Raw genomic sequence first — 17,836 nt, 5'->3', positions numbered from 1 at the left:
TTTTTTGCGCCTTCCTTACCCTGCAAAAAAACGGGGCCGCCCACCATGGACGACCCCGAACCTTGTTGCAACCCTTGCGGCAAACCTATGCCTTTCCTGCTTGCGGCTTACTCGGGACTCTTGGGATTGGCGATCTCCACAGGCTCCGGCCCCACCTCTATTCTGGTGCCGTAGATGATGGCCTGAATCCTGCGCTCGCTTCTGGTCTTGGCCGAAACGCGCACGTAGGAATGGTTGATCTCCACGTCGTACCAGACTTTGCGGTGGCAGAAGCGGAATGACAACGTCTTCCAATGCCTCGGCAGATCCGGCTCAAGGGCGATGACCTTGCCCGAGAGGTCCAGTCCTGCAAAGTCCTGCTTGACCACTTCCAGCGTCCCGGCCATCACGCCGGTATGGATGCCCTCGGGCGTGGTACCGCCCTGCGTATCGTAAATGTCGCTCTTCATGGCCTCCATGAACCAGTTCCAGGCCACCTCGCTGGGATAGATGTATCCCGCCAGCACGGAGTGGACAATCTTGGAAAGGGTCGAGCCGTGGCTGGTGCGCTTTTCGTAGTAGTCGTAATTCTTCCTGAGCATCTCCAGCTTATCGCCGGGATCGTAGCCAAGCTGCTTGAGGATGCGTGCCACCTCGTCAATCTCCAGCACGTACCAGAGCATGAGCGTATCGGCCTGCTTGGCGACCTTGTAGTTGTCAGGCGTGTCGCCCTCGGCCTTGAGGATGCGGTCCATGCGATGAATGGAGTAGAACCGCTTGCGGTAGGCATCCCAATCCAGTTCCTTGAGGTCCATGTAACCGTCGAACTGGGAGATGATGCCGTCCTCGGTGAGGATGACATTCATCTTGGTGGTCATTTCTCGCCACTTCTGAATGTCCTTATCCTTGAGGCCGATGCGGCGCTTGATGGCGGACACGGTCTTGGAGTCGAGCTTGTCGAGCAGCTTGAGCGCGCGCTCCATGAGCCAGACCACCATGATGTTGGTGTAGGCGTTGTCCTTGAGGCCGTGCTCGTCAGAGTCCGGAAGGGATTCGTGGAATTCGTCCGGCCCCATGACGCCTTCGATGTGATATTTGTCCGTTTCCTTGTCGTACTCGGCAATGGAGCCCCAGAACTGGGCGATGTCGAGCATCATTTCCGCGCCCATGCTCTTGAGGAAGGCTGTATCGCCGGTCCAGCGGGCATATCGCCACGCATTGCAGAACACGGCTATGGATACGTGCCGCTGGCGGCGCGAAAGGTCCGGGTCCCATTCCTTGGATTCGGGATTGTAATGGACCTCCTGCGTCTCCTCGGAGCCGTCGTCCGCGGTCTGCCACGGATACATGGCACCCTTGTAGCCGTTTTCCTTCGCATACTCACGCGCCGCATCGAGCCGGTTATAGCGGTATTCGAGCAGCGCCTTGGAGATGTCCGGGAAATGGCTGTCGTAGAATGGCTGGATGTAGAGCTCATCCCAGAAGATGTGCCCGCGATAGGCCTCGCCGTGCAGACCGCGCGCGGGCATTCCCACGTCGCGTCCCACGGTGTTGGGGCTGGCCGTCACCAGCAGGTGGAAGATGTGCAGCCGGATGACCCGCTGGACAAACCGGTCGCCGTCCACGCGAATGTCGGCCTTTTCCCACAGCTTGTTCCACTCGCGGTAATGCGGCGTGAACAGGGAATGGAAGGTCTTGACGCGCCCGAGGCGCTCCATGGCCTGTGCCACCAGATCGGGCTCGGCGTCCCTGTCCAGCGAGGTTCGCACGCTGACGAACTTTTCGAGGCTGTAATTGACGTTCTCCTGAGCCATGAAGGACATTTCCTCCACGACCTTGGCCTTTTCCTGAGAGACCACCTTCTTGAGCTCGATCTCACGGCCGCTCTCCAGCACGCGGGTCTTGGCGGCCATGACGATGTGGTAGCGCGAGTGGGTCGTCTCCACGTGCAGGAAGGAGCCGTCGCCGAGAGCACCGCCCGCCACACGACAGAGGTGATTCGAGGTCAGCGAGCTGTAGCGCGCCACGTTGCCGTTGGTGACGTTGCCGTCCAGCGCGGAGCGGAAGGTTATCTTCCCGGAGTAGTTCAGCGGCGTCATTTCGAATTTCAACGCGCAGACGTGCGCGTCGTGCATACTGGCGAACCGCTTGCTTGAGACGCGCGTTATGCGGCCGACCTTGTCCTTGACCACGATGTGCCGTTCGACCACGGCCTCTTTCATGTTCAGCACATGGGCGTAGCTGAGTATCTCCATGGACAGCGGGGAGACGAAATCGCCCGACCCCACCTTGAACTCCACCGGGAGCCAATTGGGGCAGTTCACCAGATCGTTGTTGTAGATATCGCGCCCCTGAACCTTGCTCGGCACCTTGTTGTAGATGCCGGAGATGTAGGTTCCCGGATAGAAATAGTACGACGCACACTCGCACTCATATGCACCGCGAACGCCCATATAGCCGTTACCCACGGCGGTGAGGGTTTCGCGAAGCTTTTCGTCGCCCGGCTCGAAGCCGTGATATGAGAGACGCCAGTCGTCTGAGGCAAGTCCGGATGAGAACCACTCCCCGATGTCCTCAATGGTGATCTCGCCGAGATCGGAAACCACGAGGTCTGCGCCGAAACGCTTGAGCATCTCGCCATTGATGTTGCGCGCTATGCCGAGCACCAGACCGAAGTTGCCCGCGCTGCCCGCCTGCACGCCGGAGATAGCATCTTCCGCCACCACGCACTGACTGGGATGCAGGCCCATTTCTTCTGCTGCGGTGACGAAGATATCCGGTTCGGGCTTGCCCTTGAGCTGCATCCGCTCCGAAACCACGCCGTCCACGACCACTTCGAACATGTCGTCCAGCCCGGCCAGCTGCAATACCAACCGACCGTTGCGGCTCGATGTTGCCACGGCCACCCGGATGTTGCGCTTTTTGAGCGCCTCCACCAGCTCTACCGACGTCTCGAACACCTCCGGGCCTTCGCGGCGCAGGATGTCTTGAAAGAGCTCGTTCTTGAGGTTGCCGAGCGCGCAGATGGTGTCCATCCCCGGTTCGTCGTCCGGCGTTCCCGGCGGCAGGGTCAGGTTGCGCGATTTCAGAAAGGACAACACCCCTTCNAACCGGGGTTTGCCATCCACGTAATTATGGTAGTCGTGGGTGCGGTCGAAGGGTTGGAACGCGACATTGTCCCGCTCCGCAACCATTTTCAGAAAATCGTTAAAAGCGCTTTCCCACGCCTGTGCGTGAACCCTGGCGGTTCTCGTGATGACACCGTCGAGGTCGAAGACCACTCCCCTGAATTCCATTATCTGCCTCGCAATGTTGGACTGTTTCGTTCTACTCTTCCAGCCTGCCGAGCATGGTCACGAGCATGTCCGGCTGCGGCACGATCACCGCCTCCGGAGCCAGCCCGCGCACTCTGGCGGCAAGCTCTTCCTTCTCCGTCACGAAGACGGTCCGCGTATTGCCGTTCATGCTCAGGGACGCCTCAAGCATGGGCACGTCGCTCGACGTATCGCCGCAAATGAGGTTGCGTCCCTCGAACATGCGGAACTCGAATTCCTCGTTGAGAAACCGTACGCCGTCACCCTTGTCGAAATCCTTGAGACCGCTATCGCCCGAGATGGTAAGAATGATCTCCACGTCGAGACCGGTGTCTTCAATGCGGAAATTCTCGCGCTTCGGGTCTATGGATACGACCATCTCTTCCAGGGTACGCAAAAAGGCTTCCGACTCCCTGGCCGGGACCGAGCCGCTGATATCCTGCCGGGCCACCGTAGTCTGCCCGAACTTGAATTGGAGCCCGGAGCCGATGAGGGAGAACTTCTCGTACTCATCGAGATGCAGCATGGCGGTGAGCTTCTCGTTGAGCGTCCGCAGTATCTGCTGCTTGTCCGGGTCAATGGGGAACTGGCGCACGCGCCCTTCAAGATCGAGACATTCGCGCCCCTTGGATCCCGCATAATACATGGCGTATTCGGGATTGACGCTTATCTCCACCAGCCCCACGTCCATGAGCGGCGCCGAGGTGAGCACCACGGGATTATCCGCCATCCGCTGTGCGAAACGGGTCAGAAAGACCGCATTGTATGCTGACTGGATGGAAGAACGGTAACGGCCGCAGTAGTTGTTCACCGTGCCGTCGCGGTCGGTGACAAAACTGTGGTATCTGCCGCCCGAAAGCGCCTTGACGCCCTCCTGTACCTGCTTCTCGAAATCCGGATGCAGCTCGGCGAGATATCCGAGCAGGGCCTTTTCGCCCTTTTCAAAATACAGAACATCCTTGGCGCATTCGTTCACTTCGTAGTCGATATCCAGAAGGATGTCCTTGTCGCCGTCAAGCGAGAGGACGCGCTTGCCCTCACGTTGCGGAACGGCTTCAAGCGAAGCCTGCGCATTCCTGAGGGATTCAGCCAGAGCCTCCGGCACTTCCTTGCCGCCGAAGATCAATTCCACAGCCCGGTGGCGGACCGTGCGGGTCCTGTCCATGAGCGCGTAGAAGTCCTTCAGCGTCTCAAGCGTCGTTTTCGGTATCGAAAGTTCGCTCATGTTCTCCTGCCTATTTCAGTTCCACCTGCACCTTGTAGGTGAGTGTCAGGTTGTCCTTCTTCGGAACGTCCAGATCAAACACCAGCGTTCCGGCATCCTCGCGCCGGCCTTCCGCACTGGCCGAGAGCAGCTTCCACTGTCCGGGGATGCGCTCGCGTATGCGGACCGCAGCCGTCTTTTCACGGGCGTTCCTCAGCGTCAGCTCATATGCCACAATGAGACGGTGCTTCCCGGAGCGGGAAAAATCGGTCTGTCTGCGCTCCATGGTTACGTCAAAAGCACGTCCGAGCCGCAGGACGGCCCTGCCGCCCTCGGGCACGCCGGGAACAGCGTCCTCGCCTGCAAACAGGGGTGTTCCTTCCGGTCCGGGTTCAAAGACGCGCACGGTTCCGGCGGGCATCGGCTGATCCGAGTCTTTGTTATCGATTTCGAGCCGAACCTCCAACGGCCGACGATCCGTTCCCGAACGGGGGGATACGCCGACATTGGATTCCGCCAGAAGGCGTCTCTGCACGGGCATGTCCGGCACTTCAAAGAGCAGCACCTGCGTTACGGCCCCCTGCGGCAGCGAAAACCCTTCGCCCACATCATACAGATGCCACTGGCCGAACTCGCTGCGCGAAGCGCCACCCGGGGCCGCATCCATGACCATAACCTCGGCCTTGAGCATATTGCGGGGCATGGGCTTTGGGGCACCGGAACTCACCTCGCCCGCCACCAGCCGCAGCCGGGCGTTTTTAAAATCTCTTCCACTCTCGTTTCGCATGGTGGCCCATACCTTCAGGCCCCATTGATCGTGACCACGACGGGTCAGCACCATATCCGCGTTCCAATCCATGCCGTCGGCCAGATAGGACAGTGCCACATCCTGCCGCTTCGGTCCGGTATTGCGGAACCGCCACGCCATCACCGGAGAGAGTACGGCGTCTGCGGGCGCCTGCTCCAACATCACGGCCTCGTAAGGGCCTATCCACATACGCCCGTCCTCAAGCTCAAGCAGGGCACGGGCGCCTTCCACCCCAAGCAACCGGGCCTCGGCCACACGACGCGAGTCGGTGTCTCTCGTATCCGGCAGGACCACCTGCACCATCTTTCCTATATGTCTTTGCAGAATCTGCGTCGAGGAGAGACCGCCGGACCTGAACTGCGACGAGAGCACCCGAAACAGTTTCGGCGCGGTAACGGATTCGGCCGAGAGCGTCCCCGGCCGCAGGGAGCGGGGCAGTCCCATGACAGCTATTTCTCCGGTCCCCTTGTGCAGCTCAAAGCCGCGAACTTCCCGAACCAGTACGGTTCCGTTCTGGTAAACGGTCAGATCCACGGGCGAAGCAGCCAATGCCGGCACAGCCATCAGAAGAAGCAATGCTGTCAGAGCCAGTCGTTTCACCATAACAAATTCATTCTCCACGGGTAATTGCATTGCATTATCGAAACTCCTCCCCCTAAGGGGAAAAACGATCTTACCGGAGAGACTACCCGTTTGAATGACTTTTTGCAAAATAATGTAAAAATTATCATGGCTCCCGGTGCGGATCACGATAAAACGGCCCCGCCACCATTCCGGTAGCGGAGCCGTTTTATCGAGGCGGCGCAAGGGGGGCGGGAGCGTCAGCGATGATCGCCCGTGAGCGTGAAGGCAGCCCAGTATCCCGGATGCGGATACCGCTGCCGCACGTGCAGCATTGCCCGGCGCATGGCCCCGGATTTAGTCATGGTTTCAAGATTCCGGTAGAAGCTCTTCATAAGCATGGCCGAGGCCACGTCGCTCACGCGCCACAGGCTAGCAGCCAGCACATGGGTTCCGGCAAAGATGAAGGCCCGGTTCAGTCCGGTCACGTCATCCCCGGCCGACACCGCGGACAGCCCCGTCTGGCAGGCGGAGAGCACCACCAGATCGGCGGGCGTGCTTACGCCAAAGACCTCTGACGCGCTCAGGTCGCCATCGCCACCCTGCCCGGATGCGAGCCTGACCGTGGACAGCAACGGATTCTCGCGGTCGAACTCGCCGTGGGCAGCAATGTGCACAATGCGGCTGCGTCCCATATCGCGAAGCACTTCGGGCTTTGCCGCCTTGCTTCCGGTGAGCAGGATGGCATCCGGGAAATTGAAAGCCACCGAACGCCCCTCCCTGCGCGCAAAGGGCAGCTCCAACGCAGAGTCGCCCAAATCGGGGTCGGCAGCGATGAGCACTTCGCCCGCATTCCTGCCGCGCCGCTTGAACGTGTACGCCATGACGGACGCGCTCGGCACACGGAACAGAGGGTGACGATCCACGAAATACTCGTCCCCGTCATCCAGACCGGCATAGGAAAGGTGATGCAGCACGCCGTGCGGAACGATGCCCACCGTCCCCTCGGGAATATCCAATCTGCCGAGCAGTCGGTCATACAGACTCCGGGAAAGCCGGTCCTCCGGTTCCAGATTCTGCAACGCGCGACGGTAGTCCAGAACATCCTTTCCCAGCTGTATACGATCGGCGGGCGTGCGGTGCAGAGTAAACCCATCGGGCCGTACCACCCAGCACAGGATTTCATCATCCAGCAGATAATACACCAGCAGCGACACGCCCTCGTCGAGCAACCTGGAGACTTCGGCCAGATGCAGGGCGTCTGCCTCCACGATGTTCGCAAGTTCCGGGTTCTCGTTTCTGGCCCGCAGCAGCAGGTCGGAATAGCGGTCTTCCAGCAGCGCCAGATTCCGCGCATAGACTTCCTGCTCGGCTTCCAGCTCGCTGCGCCGCAGCAGGGCGCGCTGCTCGCGGATGCGGTCACGGAACGCGGTCAGGGAGTTGTACAGCTGCGTGCCAAGCTCATCGCGCATACGACGCGGGCCGTTTCCAAGCATCTCCACGAGACTGCGCGCACGGGAGCGTTCGGCCACGTGGAACGCCTCCCTCGGCCTGTCGAGATCGGCCAGCACGCGCACCAAATCTTCATATGGTTCCGTCCGGCCCACCGAAAAGCCGTCCCGCAATTCCTGCATGGACACGGCGGCCCGCAGTCCTTCGATGATTTCCACGGCTTCGCCAAACAGGTCACGAGCGCGCTCAAGCTCTCCATTGGCCCTAGCCACGGAACCCAATCCGTGCAGCGCACGCCAGCGCACCTCGGGCAATCCTACTTCCTGCGCCACGGCTCGCGCCGCCTCGAAATGTTCCGCAGCCTCTCCGGCACTGCCCTGCTCCAAACGCACCGAGCCCATCACCGCGAGCACCTTGGCCTCGTTGATGCGGTTGCCGATGCGTCGCGTCAGCGCGAGCGCCTCTTCCAGAAGCGGCCACGCCGCCTCGGGGTCGCCCTTTTCCAGCATGGTGCGGGCCATGTTGCGCAGGGCATAGGCCTGCCCCCAACGGGAGCCTGCGCGACGGTCCATGGCAAGGGCCTTTTCCAGCCGCGACATGGACTCGTCCAATCTTCCGGCCTCGCGCAGCACCAGTCCCTGATTGTTCAGGATGGACGCGGTGATGTCCGTGCGGTTCTTCAGTTTAAGAGAGAGCCTGTAGGCCTCATTCAGCTCGCGAAGTGACCGCTCCACGTCGCCGAGCGTCCAATGCAGCAGCCCGGAGGTGTTGACGGCAAGGGTTTCCAGCATCTGGTCGCCGGATTCCCGCGCCTGTCCCAGCACCTCGGCCAGAATCTCGAACGCATCCTGATACTTCGCCGCGAACCACGCGTTATTGGCGCGCTCCAGATCGATGCGCGCACGCAGGCCCGGATCGTCGGTCAGCTCCTGCGCCTGAGCGTACCGCTCCTGCGCCGCCTGAAGACTGCCCATGAGCCTGTCGCAGCGACCGATATCGAGCATATCCTGCGCGGCCGCGCGGTCGTCGCCCATGAGCTGATGAATCTCTAAGGCCTTTTCATACTGCCGCTTGGCGCGAACATACTCATCAAGGCGCAGGTCCAGAATGCGCCCCATGTTGGAATGCTGGCGCGCAAGAAGCATGTCGCGTCCGGCCTCGTCCGCGAGCTCTGCGGCGGTTTCGAACTTGCCCAGCGCCGCCGGAAAGTTCACGGACTGCTCAAGCACGTTGCCGAACTGGGCAAGAGCTTCGGCGTGCTCCTCAAGGGTTCCGGTTTCAGACAGAATCGCGGTGCCCCGCTCCAGCGCAGGGACGGCCTCGCCGTAGCGTCCGGATGCCGCCAGAAGCACGCCGTACTTGATCAGGGCGTCGCCGTGGCGCGGGCTGTCCGGTGCGGATTCCGCGAGGATGTCCACCAGCCTGCCCCCGAAGCGGGCGGCCTCGTCATAACGCCGGGCCCGGTAGGCGGCCTCTCGCGCAAAGGACAAGGCGGCGGGGAGATTGGATCGATACTGAGGTGTCTCGTCGATAATGGCCACAGCATCGGCAAATGACGCCAGCGCGGCCTCGTTGTTGCCGGAACGGAAATTCTCCTGCCCCTGCGTCACCAGAGTCCGCAGGCGATCACGCGCCAATGCGGCGTCCTGCTCCGGCGTCAGGCCGGGATGGCCGAAAAGCGTTCCGTTGGCCGAAGCTCCCTCAGGGGACGTTTCCGGCAGCGCGGCCAGATAATCATCCACCGGCCCGGAATACATGGACGGCAGACCGTAAAGCGCGAAGAGATGCGCCATGGCATACGCATCGCCGTCGGCAAGCGGGGCAAAGGCCGTCGAGGAAAGGGAGGCACCATCACGCGCATAAGCCACCAGCGGAAGCCGCACGCCCTCGTTCATGGTCACCGGCTCCGGCATCGCCCGCAGTCCCGGACGCGCCGGGGCGGAATCGCGGACACCGCTCGGAGCCGTGACCGCCAACGTATGCGCAGCAGCCGTACGGTTGCCCTCGACGCTTTCGAAAAACTCGGGAATCACGGGTCGCGGTCCCACCGTCATCAAACGCCTGCGAAACGGCTTGAGGCCATCGGCGGCGCGAAGGAAATGCGTAAGACTCAGGGCGACCGCCCGGCCTTCGGGCAACGCTCCCACCGCCGGAGCCACCGCCACATCTTCGCCCCCCCATTCAGGCGCGGATGCCAAAGACTGCACCGAGACATCGTCGGCGGTCACGAGGAAGGAGAGAAACCCGCCGCTCCCATCGGGAAAGATCATGCGGATATCAAGCGGCTGCACCGGGGAGAACTGCACATCCGCGACCTCCGCCGCGCGCGGCAGGAACAGTTCCAGCGCCCCGGCGTTTTCGTCGAACAGGGTTTCCTCAAGGGCCATGTCCACCGCGCTGCGATAGCTGTCCCGCGCGGCAGCGACCTTTGCCGCGGCCTCGCCTCCCGGATCACGCACGGCCGCATCGGCTGCACGGTTCAGGGCCTCGTCGAGTCCCGTGAGCACCGTCAGCCAACTGCGTTCGGTACGGCTGCGCGCCAACAGAGCCACTCCCGGCAGCCGATCGGCGTCCTCGCCCAGCACCTTCCGCAAGATTTCCCGTTCCTGCTCCAACAGTTCACGGGTGCGCGCTTCGGCCTGCTCCCCATCCTCCTGCGCCAGCAGCGAGCGTATCCGCAAGAGACGCGGCGCGGTACGCACAAGGATATCCGCCTCGGCATCGGGAACGCGGGCATGGAACATCGGTCCCATGCGGTTCACGCGCTCCAGCTCAAGAAGCTCTTCAGCGAGATTCAGGGCATCCTCGGTGCGCCCCGCATTCACCATATCACCCACCATGGGAGCGAACGTGGAGACGATTTCTCCCGCTCCGCAACCGAGCCCGGACATAGGCACACCACGAAGCGTTTCCAGCGCAGCATCAAACTGTCCGAGCCCGGCAAGAGCGCGCCACTCGAAACGCGGCAGCAGTCCCTTGCGGGACGCCTCCAGCGCCAATGTGAAAAACGGTTTCGGATCGGCTCCGGCCATACGGGCCAGCCGCGCACGGTTCAATTCCGCCGCCGCCCTCAGCGAGAGCGCGTCGCGGTCGGGACGCTGCATGCCGCCTAGCCGGTCCGTCGCCCGCAGCAGGTGCTTTCCCGCGTCGGCGAGCATGGTCGTGCGCAGAACCGCCTCCTGCATGGATTCGCCACGCGGTGCGAGTCCCATAAGCAAAGCGGCCAGCGTGTTGCGGCATTCGGCCTCTTCCGTGGCAAAGGCTCGCTCCAGCAGCCGCGCGGCCCGGCGCGTGAGCCGGTGCAGGCGGTGCACCCCGTCGATGCGCGATTCGCCACGCATTGCGGACAGGCTGTGCGCCATGTTCATGAAGTTGACCATAGCCCCGGGACGGCTTCCGGCGCGGATCGCCAGTTCGGCCGAACGGGCGAAACGTTCGAAAGCGCGTTGCGGCCGGTCCGAAGCATTGTCCAGCAGGGCGGCGCGATGCTCCAACACCGAGACCTCGTACGTATCCCCCTGCTCCACCGCACCTGACGACGCGGCAAGCTGCGGAGCATAGAAGTCGGCGGCCTGCCCCAATCTGCCCCGCTCAAGGGCGATGCGCGCCAGAAACGTTTCACAGATACGGATTTCCTGCGCCGCCGAGAATCCTTGCGAGGCACGGGTGGCCATTGCCTCGTCGGGCGAGGTGCTAATATCAATAGATATGAGCGCACCGCCGCCACCTTCGCGCTTTGGCACGCCATGCTGTTGCACCAAATCGCGCGCCGTACGGAAAAGCTCTGCCGAATCGTCAAGCAATCGTTCGCGTTCGCGGCCGGTATAATCCCCGGCATTCCGGAAAGCGTTGTACGCCGCGGCACGGGTGAGCATACCGTAATTACGCACGGCACCGATGCGCCGGTTGACTTCCAGCGTGGCCTCGAAAGCCTCGCGGGCCTCGGCGAACCTGCCCGCATCCTGCAGGGCGAGGGCCAGCCGGTTGGCGAGTTCGGCCTCGGCTTCGGCCATCCGCAGCGGCTCTTCAAGAGCTGCCGCCGCCTGCGCGTGCAGATGCTCGAACACGGCGCCCACCGAAGCATCCGGGGCAAACGCGGCTGCGGACCGCATCACTTCGGCCTCCCGCTCCAGCAGGTCGGCAACTGCGTCGCGATACGCATACCACTGCGGCGACGGCGGCGGTCCGGCCACATCCTGCCCGACTTCGACCAGTTCCCGGTCAATCTCCGCCTGACGGCGTGCCAGAGGCAGAGCCTTTTCCTTCAGCGACTCATCTTCCATGGCAGGCCGCAGGGCGCGGGCGCGTATGGCCTCGGAGAGTTTGCCGAACGCCTTGGACGGTGCAAGCGGCGCAGTCCGCTGCCGGACCATGGCAAGCGCTTTGCGAAACACCTCGACAGTCATCCGGGGGTCATCCACACGGAAAGCGGCCATTCCCAGATGCCGGTAAAAAAGCAGTTCCGTGTCCGACGAGACAAACGGTTCGCCCGACTCCATGCGCTGCACGTAAAAACGGTATGCGGCGAGGCTGCGACCCAGCGCAAGGTTCACGTTACCGAGGTTCAGGGCCGCATCGGCCCGGTCCGCGCTGCCCTGCGGGGAGAGGAACCACGCCTTTTCGTACGCCGAGAGAGCGCGCTCGTACCCGCCCTGCTCGCCGTAGGCTTTTTCAAGTGCCTCTTCCACATAGCCGAGAGTCAGAAAATTGTAGCGGGTGTTGCCGCCCATCCGGATGCTTTGCCGCAGGAGCTTTCGCGCTTCGCGCAGCGCGGGTGCGGTCTCGCGATATGATATGGCAAGCCCGAGATTGTAGGCCGAGACCGGGTCGGCAGGGTTCGTCCTTACGGCTTCGCGGTAGCGCGATACGGCCTGATCCAGCTCACCGGAAGCCGATGCGGCGCGAATCCAGCCCCGATGCCCGGGCAGATAGGTATCGTCAAAACGGATAAGATCTGCGAAGAGGCTGCTGGCCGCCCGGACCTCGCCCCGCCGCAGAAGATCCTTGCCCGCGGCCGAGGTTTTTTCCAGATATGCCTGCCGCGCAAGACGGTATACATCATCCTCCACGGCTTCCGGCCCGAGCGCGCCCTCGTAAAGGTCCACGGCATCCGCATAGCGGGCCTCGCGGTAAAGCAGCTCCGCAAGGGCCAATCGCGCGGCGGCCGCTGGTCGCCCGGAATCGGAAAACTCGGTCAGCACCTGTCGGTAGACGCTTCTGGCTCCGGGCGTTTCGTCGCGTTTCAGCAACAGGTCGCCCACGCGGTTGAGCGCGGCGGCGGCCAGATAGGGCACCCGCCCCTCGCGGCGCTGGGCAAACAGCGTGAGACGTTCGGTGGCCGACTCCGGCGGCCCCTCGTTCTCCACCACATCCAGAACTCGGCGAGCGGCAGTCGCGGCCTGCACGGAGTCGGGGAACCGCCTGACAACGTCAACATAGGAATCCACCGCAGCGGACGGCGTAAACCGACGCACAAGTCCGGCTTCCAGCAAGGCAGCCTCGGCACGGATGTCGGGACGAGCATCTTCCGAGCTCACAGCCCGCCCGGCGAGACGAAGCCCCTCGCGCAGCTGCGCCGCACCGCTGCCATAGCGTTGCAGCAGGGAAGCCACCAACAGATCGGCCACCGGCGAAGGCTTTCCGGACGCTTTCCGGACAGCGTCGATAGCATCGGCAAGTGCCGTCTGCCGTTGCACCGAGGCGGAAACATCCTGCACTGCTTCCATATACGCAATGCGCACTCTGGCTTCGTCAAAAAGCGATCCCTCGCGCTCGGAAACCTGCGCGTAGGCGCTGGCAGCTTCCCGGTCGAAGCCTTCGGCTTCAAGCAATCCACCCAGCCGGATCATGGCAAGGTCGCCCTCTCTGCTGTCAGGGAACCGATCCTTGACTCGACGAAGGGCGAGGCTGGCCATGGCAAAATCTTCCGGCACCGCATCCAGCGCCCGGCGGGCAATGGTCATCTGTCCTTCGGCGTCATCACCGAGCCGGATTTCTCCGGCCTCAGGCAGTCGAAAGACATTGCTGCCGCTACCGGAGTCGGCCAGAAACACCATACCGTCACAGGCCGCGCCCGAGCAGCTCGACGGATTTCCCCCGCCGCGTCCCGCAACGGTCAACCGCGTCACGGCGCCTGAGTCCAGCGCCAGCGACGAAAGCTGTGCTCCGCGCACGCCCTCACGGACAAAAAGAACCTGCTCGTTCCCCTTCCATGTCGGGTCGGCTGCGCGCACGCCCTTCGGAGTCAGGCGACGAACCGCTTCGGTCCGGGTATCATAATGATAGAGGGCTTCATCGCCTGCAGAGAGGAAAACCACATGCCGCCCATCCGGCGAAACCGAGGCGGAGCGCATGTCGTTTCGTGAAAGGATCGGCTCGATTTCACCGTCGGGTCTCAGGCGATTCAGCACGGTTTCGGCGCTGCCGGGGGTTCTGGACAGAAACCAGATGGCTCCGTCCGGGCCGAAGGAAGGTGAGAAATCCTCGGTTTCCGCTCCGGTCAGGCGACGCGGCTGTGGGTTCTGATCATCCGGCTTGAGCAGAAATATGTCGCCCTTGGCGTCGAGGATGTCGGCGCGGTAGGCAATGGCGCTCCCGTCACGGGAAAAGGCGGGATCGGAGTAGCCAGCCGGTTCCGGGGTGAGTACGCGCGGCAGCGCCCCGGAAGGATCGACGGACGCGAGCATCAGCCGGGCAAAGCCCGCATCGCGTACCGCCATGACCAGTCGCGTGCCGTCCGGTGAAAGGGCATAATCCGTCACGGCGGACGTGCTGAAGGTCAACTGGTCGCGCTGCACATCCGGCGGCGGAAGCGGCCGTCGGGCCTGTGCGGGCACTGCGGCAAACAGGATCAGGAGCAGCGGCAATAATCTTCGCAGCATCATTTCACCGTCCATTGCCCGTCCGGGCCCTGAATGCGCTCGCCCGGCAGCGCGCGTCTGGCATTGAGCCGGGCAAACACGGTGCGAATCTCGGGAAAGTCCGCTTCGGTGAACCGGTCATCAGTGCGGATGACGCGGCGCATGAGCACAAGACGCGAGGCGTTGATCTCCGAGACAACCGCCTCGAACTCGTTCTGCCCGTAGCCGTCGGCAAATCCGGCAAGATCGTCGGGCGCGCCTTCACGATCCATGGGGAACCGGGCCAGCAGGCCGTCGTTCCCTTCGCCCACCCAGCCGAGGCGGCGGAAGGCGTCCAGATCATCCGCATGAAACGCCAATGTCTGCACCGCATCGAGAGCTTCCTGACCGTCGGCGCTCAGCTCAGGCGGACGCTCCACGTTGCCGAGCGGGTCCACGCCGCGCACCGAGGACGAGAGCATGGCCCGCTGCGTCAGGGCGTTGTAGGAGCCGAGCACCTGTTTTTCCAGAGAGGTGCGCTCCCCGGCCACCTCCACGTTGACCTCGGCCAGCGTGCAGCCACCCAGAAGGACGAGCAGAAGAATCATCGGTATGCGTTTCATGGTCTACCTCGCGGACGATACCGGACGCCGCTTTGAAAAGCGGATTCCGTCATCTTCAAGAATTATGGCTGCGGCGCGCCAGAGCCGCGCCATGCGTCCCACCGAGCCGAGGGCTTCGGCGAGCGGTTCCATCATATCACGCACCGGCAGGTCCGCAAGCGAAACCCGGCGCACGGGCGGCAGTTTCAGGCGCACGCCAAAGGCCTCCACTTCGCCCTCAAGGGAAAGGCGGCCGTTGCGCACCGTAATCACGAGATTTCTCGGACCGCCCATGGCCACCATGCGCCGCTGGGCCGCGATGGCGGAATCCGCTCCGTGCGGATCCATGGCCGCTAGCATGGCGTCGAGCGTCGAAGGCCCGATGCTCGGGATTCGGGCTTCAAGACCCACTTCCTCCAGAATACGCCTGACGTCGGACTGTACGGGAACGGTCATGCGCACCCGGCCATTGACACTGGCGTCCCCGGCGGCCACCGGATCGGCGAGGGCCGCATCCAGCAGGCGCGAGAAATCCACGGACGTGAACACCGCTTCGAGCCGCGTTTCCGGGTCCGGCCCCGAATCGAGCACCGCACTGCCGCGCACGGAACCGCCAAGCAGGTCGAAACCGAAACGCCTGAGCCCCGGTGCGGCGCCGAACTCGGGTACGAGTTCCCCGCGACTCAGCGACAGGGGAACCGGAAGGCCACCCACCTCAAGCGCATCGAAGTACAGCCGCCCTTCGCCCCACGCGGGTTCGGATGCCTCATCCCGCTGCGCCTCGCCGCGCTCCAGCACCCTGTGACTCAGCCCCGCTTCGTCAGGCTGCTGATTCTGCTCATTAACGAGCAGAGGAAACGCCCGACGCAGGCGCATTTCCCCTTGCAGGCCATCCAAGCGGATGTCGCCGAGACGGGCAGCAAGTTCATGCAGGGAAACCGTCAGCCCGCCCTCCAGACGTTCGTCCGGGAGAAGGTCGGCCTCTGCAATCAACTCCGCCTTGCCGGAAAGCTCACGTCCATCGAAGCCCGAGGCGCCATCCAGAGCCACGCGATGCCTTGTACGGGCCGAAACCGTGGACAGCAGCGCAGAGAGCGGATCGCCGCCCCTGCGAAGCAAGCGCGTAATGCCGCTGGCCGTGCCGCCTGAATCGAGCTGAAGCGACTGTTCGGGCAGTTTGGTACGCACGTTCCACTCCGCCTGATCCAGATCCGTTATGGTTGCGGAACCAATAACTCGGGGCGAAACCGGAAGCGCGGCACCGGAAATGTCCACGGGCAGCTCCACCCGTATCCTTTGCAGCCCGTTTTGCAGCCCGACTTCCAGCGGCTCCGTGGAGCTGACGAGGATACCGCCGGCAACGCGAGGCAGCCTCACCGCGTCCAGGCGCAGATTCAGCATGAGGCGGTCCAGAAAATCAGTCAGCCCCAGCAAAGCAGATGCAGTCAAACTCCCATCCGGCAGCTGCAGCTTCTCCGGTTCCGGCATGATCCCTTCCGTGTCGAATGCGAGCTTCACGGTACCGGAGTCTGCGGGCAGGGAAAGGTATTCACCGAGCGCGGCAAGGTTGACGCTGCCATCTCCGGAAAGCGAAAAGCGACGCGCCACGGCTCCGGACAGGTCAAAACGCACGGCTCCGCCATCCAACGCCGCCTGTAGCGCGAGGTCGCGAACCGCTGGCATGGCGCTCAATCCACTGGCGGCTACATGAACAGTGCCCGAAAGAGGACGATCCAGCGCGGGAAGACCGACTTCACGTCCATGGATGCGCAAACCGAGCACATCCGCCACAGGAACCTCGCCCAGTCTCACCGTGGCGGAATCAAGCCAGCCGTCCAGAGTCGCAACGCGCACATCGCCGGGCACCCGCATGTCGCCAAACGCAAACTCCAGCCCTTCCACCGAGGCGGCAGCCGGGCCACCGCCGTCACCTTCGGCAGCCAGCGCCCGAAGCTCCACGGAGCCGGAACCGAGCCTGACGTCTTCCGGAACCAGCGGTGCCGCAAGAGCCATCAGTTTCGGGATATCCAGTCGCAGCCCGGATGCGGCTGCGAACCACTTGCCGGAAGGAGCATAACGTGCGCTGAACGTCGTGTTGAGCCCCGGCAGTTGCAACCTTCCCTCTCGCACGGACAATTCGCCCACTGGCTCGAAAACGACTTTGCACGAGGTCTCCACCAGCTTCAGTTCGACCGGAAAAGGAAGCGAAGGGCCGGATGCCCTCAGATTCTCAAGCCCGGCCTGTATCTGTAATGAAATGGTTTGGTCCGGGACCGGTCCTGACGCGGCCAGCCGGAACCGGCCTGCAACCGACGGCAGTTCGGGGGGAAGAAATGGCGAGGCGAACTCGGTCAGACGTGCGATATCCGATTCAACGGAGACCACGAGGTTTTCATCCCCGATTTCGGCGGTCAGCTCAAGCCCGGGCAGGGTGGCCTCGGCGGAAACGACCTCTGGCAAGACCGACGCCGCAATGGCAACGGCCCCTTTTGAGCTGTTGCCAGTCAAACCGACATTCGCCCTGCCGGAGCCGCCATCCACATCGGCGAAAAGGCGTGTTTCGGAGAGATTTAAACGCTTTTCACCCGTCTCAAGTTTCACGGCGACATCTTCAATTCGCGCTTTCAGCATCAGCCAGTGCGGAACCTGCAATTGGTGCAGCAGCCCCGGAATATCCGGCAGCCCGCCGGATTCGGGCTCTGGCTCTTCCATTTCTGCCGATTCGGGCAATGACGCGTTCAACCGCACACCGCGCCCTTGGATATCAAGCGCCACCCGGCCTGAAAGCAATTCATTCCAACCCGGCCGGACGATCAATTCCTCAAGAGCAAACGTCTCCATCGGGGCAGGGCCTTCAACGCGGAGCCCGCGAAGCGTGACACCGTCTGAATAGGAAAACCGCAGCTCGTCCAAATCCACCGGAGCACCGACGGCATTTCGGGCGGCATCGAGCACCGTATCCCGGACGAATTGCGTGTTCAGGGAAAAGGGCACAGCCGCCAGCAGGAGCAGGAGCCCGGCTGTCAGGAGAAGCCCCCATTTGAGCCATGGCCGGATGCGGGAAGAAGTCACGTTAT

The 17,836-nt window shown here is 62.8% G+C and carries 6 protein-coding genes; all 6 read right to left on the bottom strand.

Annotated elements, in window-relative coordinates:
* Positions 1–107: 107 nt before the first annotated feature.
* A complete protein-coding gene (locus B149_RS0103245; RefSeq protein ID WP_018123730.1) occupies positions 108–3,275 on the bottom strand; it encodes a beta-phosphoglucomutase family hydrolase in 3,168 nt (1,055 codons plus the stop codon).
* A 31-nt stretch (positions 3,276–3,306) separates the two neighbouring features.
* Positions 3,307–4,518 carry a hypothetical protein gene (locus tag B149_RS0103240; protein ID WP_018123729.1) on the bottom strand — a complete coding sequence of 404 codons (1,212 nt, stop codon included), beginning with the start codon at positions 4,516–4,518 and terminating at the stop codon, positions 3,307–3,309.
* A gap of 10 nt (positions 4,519–4,528) precedes the next feature.
* A complete protein-coding gene (locus B149_RS0103235; RefSeq protein WP_018123728.1) occupies positions 4,529–5,908 on the bottom strand; it encodes a DUF4139 domain-containing protein in 1,380 nt (459 codons plus the stop codon).
* A gap of 218 nt (positions 5,909–6,126) precedes the next feature.
* Positions 6,127–14,214: a CHAT domain-containing protein gene (locus B149_RS0103230; RefSeq protein ID WP_156816728.1), complete on the bottom strand. Its 8,088-nt coding sequence runs from the start codon at positions 14,212–14,214 to the stop codon at positions 6,127–6,129.
* Positions 14,199–14,780 carry a DUF1318 domain-containing protein gene (locus tag B149_RS0103225; protein ID WP_156816727.1) on the bottom strand — a complete coding sequence of 194 codons (582 nt, stop codon included), beginning with the start codon at positions 14,778–14,780 and terminating at the stop codon, positions 14,199–14,201. Before B149_RS0103225 ends, B149_RS0103230 begins: the two co-directional genes overlap by 16 nt.
* A 3-nt stretch (positions 14,781–14,783) precedes the next feature.
* Positions 14,784–17,831: an AsmA family protein gene (locus B149_RS0103220; RefSeq protein WP_018123725.1), complete on the bottom strand. Its 3,048-nt coding sequence runs from the start codon at positions 17,829–17,831 to the stop codon at positions 14,784–14,786.
* Positions 17,832–17,836: the final 5 nt, after the last annotated feature.

Source organism: Desulfovibrio oxyclinae DSM 11498 (assembly GCF_000375485.1).
Taxonomy (GTDB): domain Bacteria; phylum Desulfobacterota; class Desulfovibrionia; order Desulfovibrionales; family Desulfovibrionaceae; genus Pseudodesulfovibrio; species Pseudodesulfovibrio oxyclinae.
The sequence above is the reverse complement of the archived record's forward strand: the minus strand, read 5'-3'. Positions and strand labels throughout refer to the sequence as shown.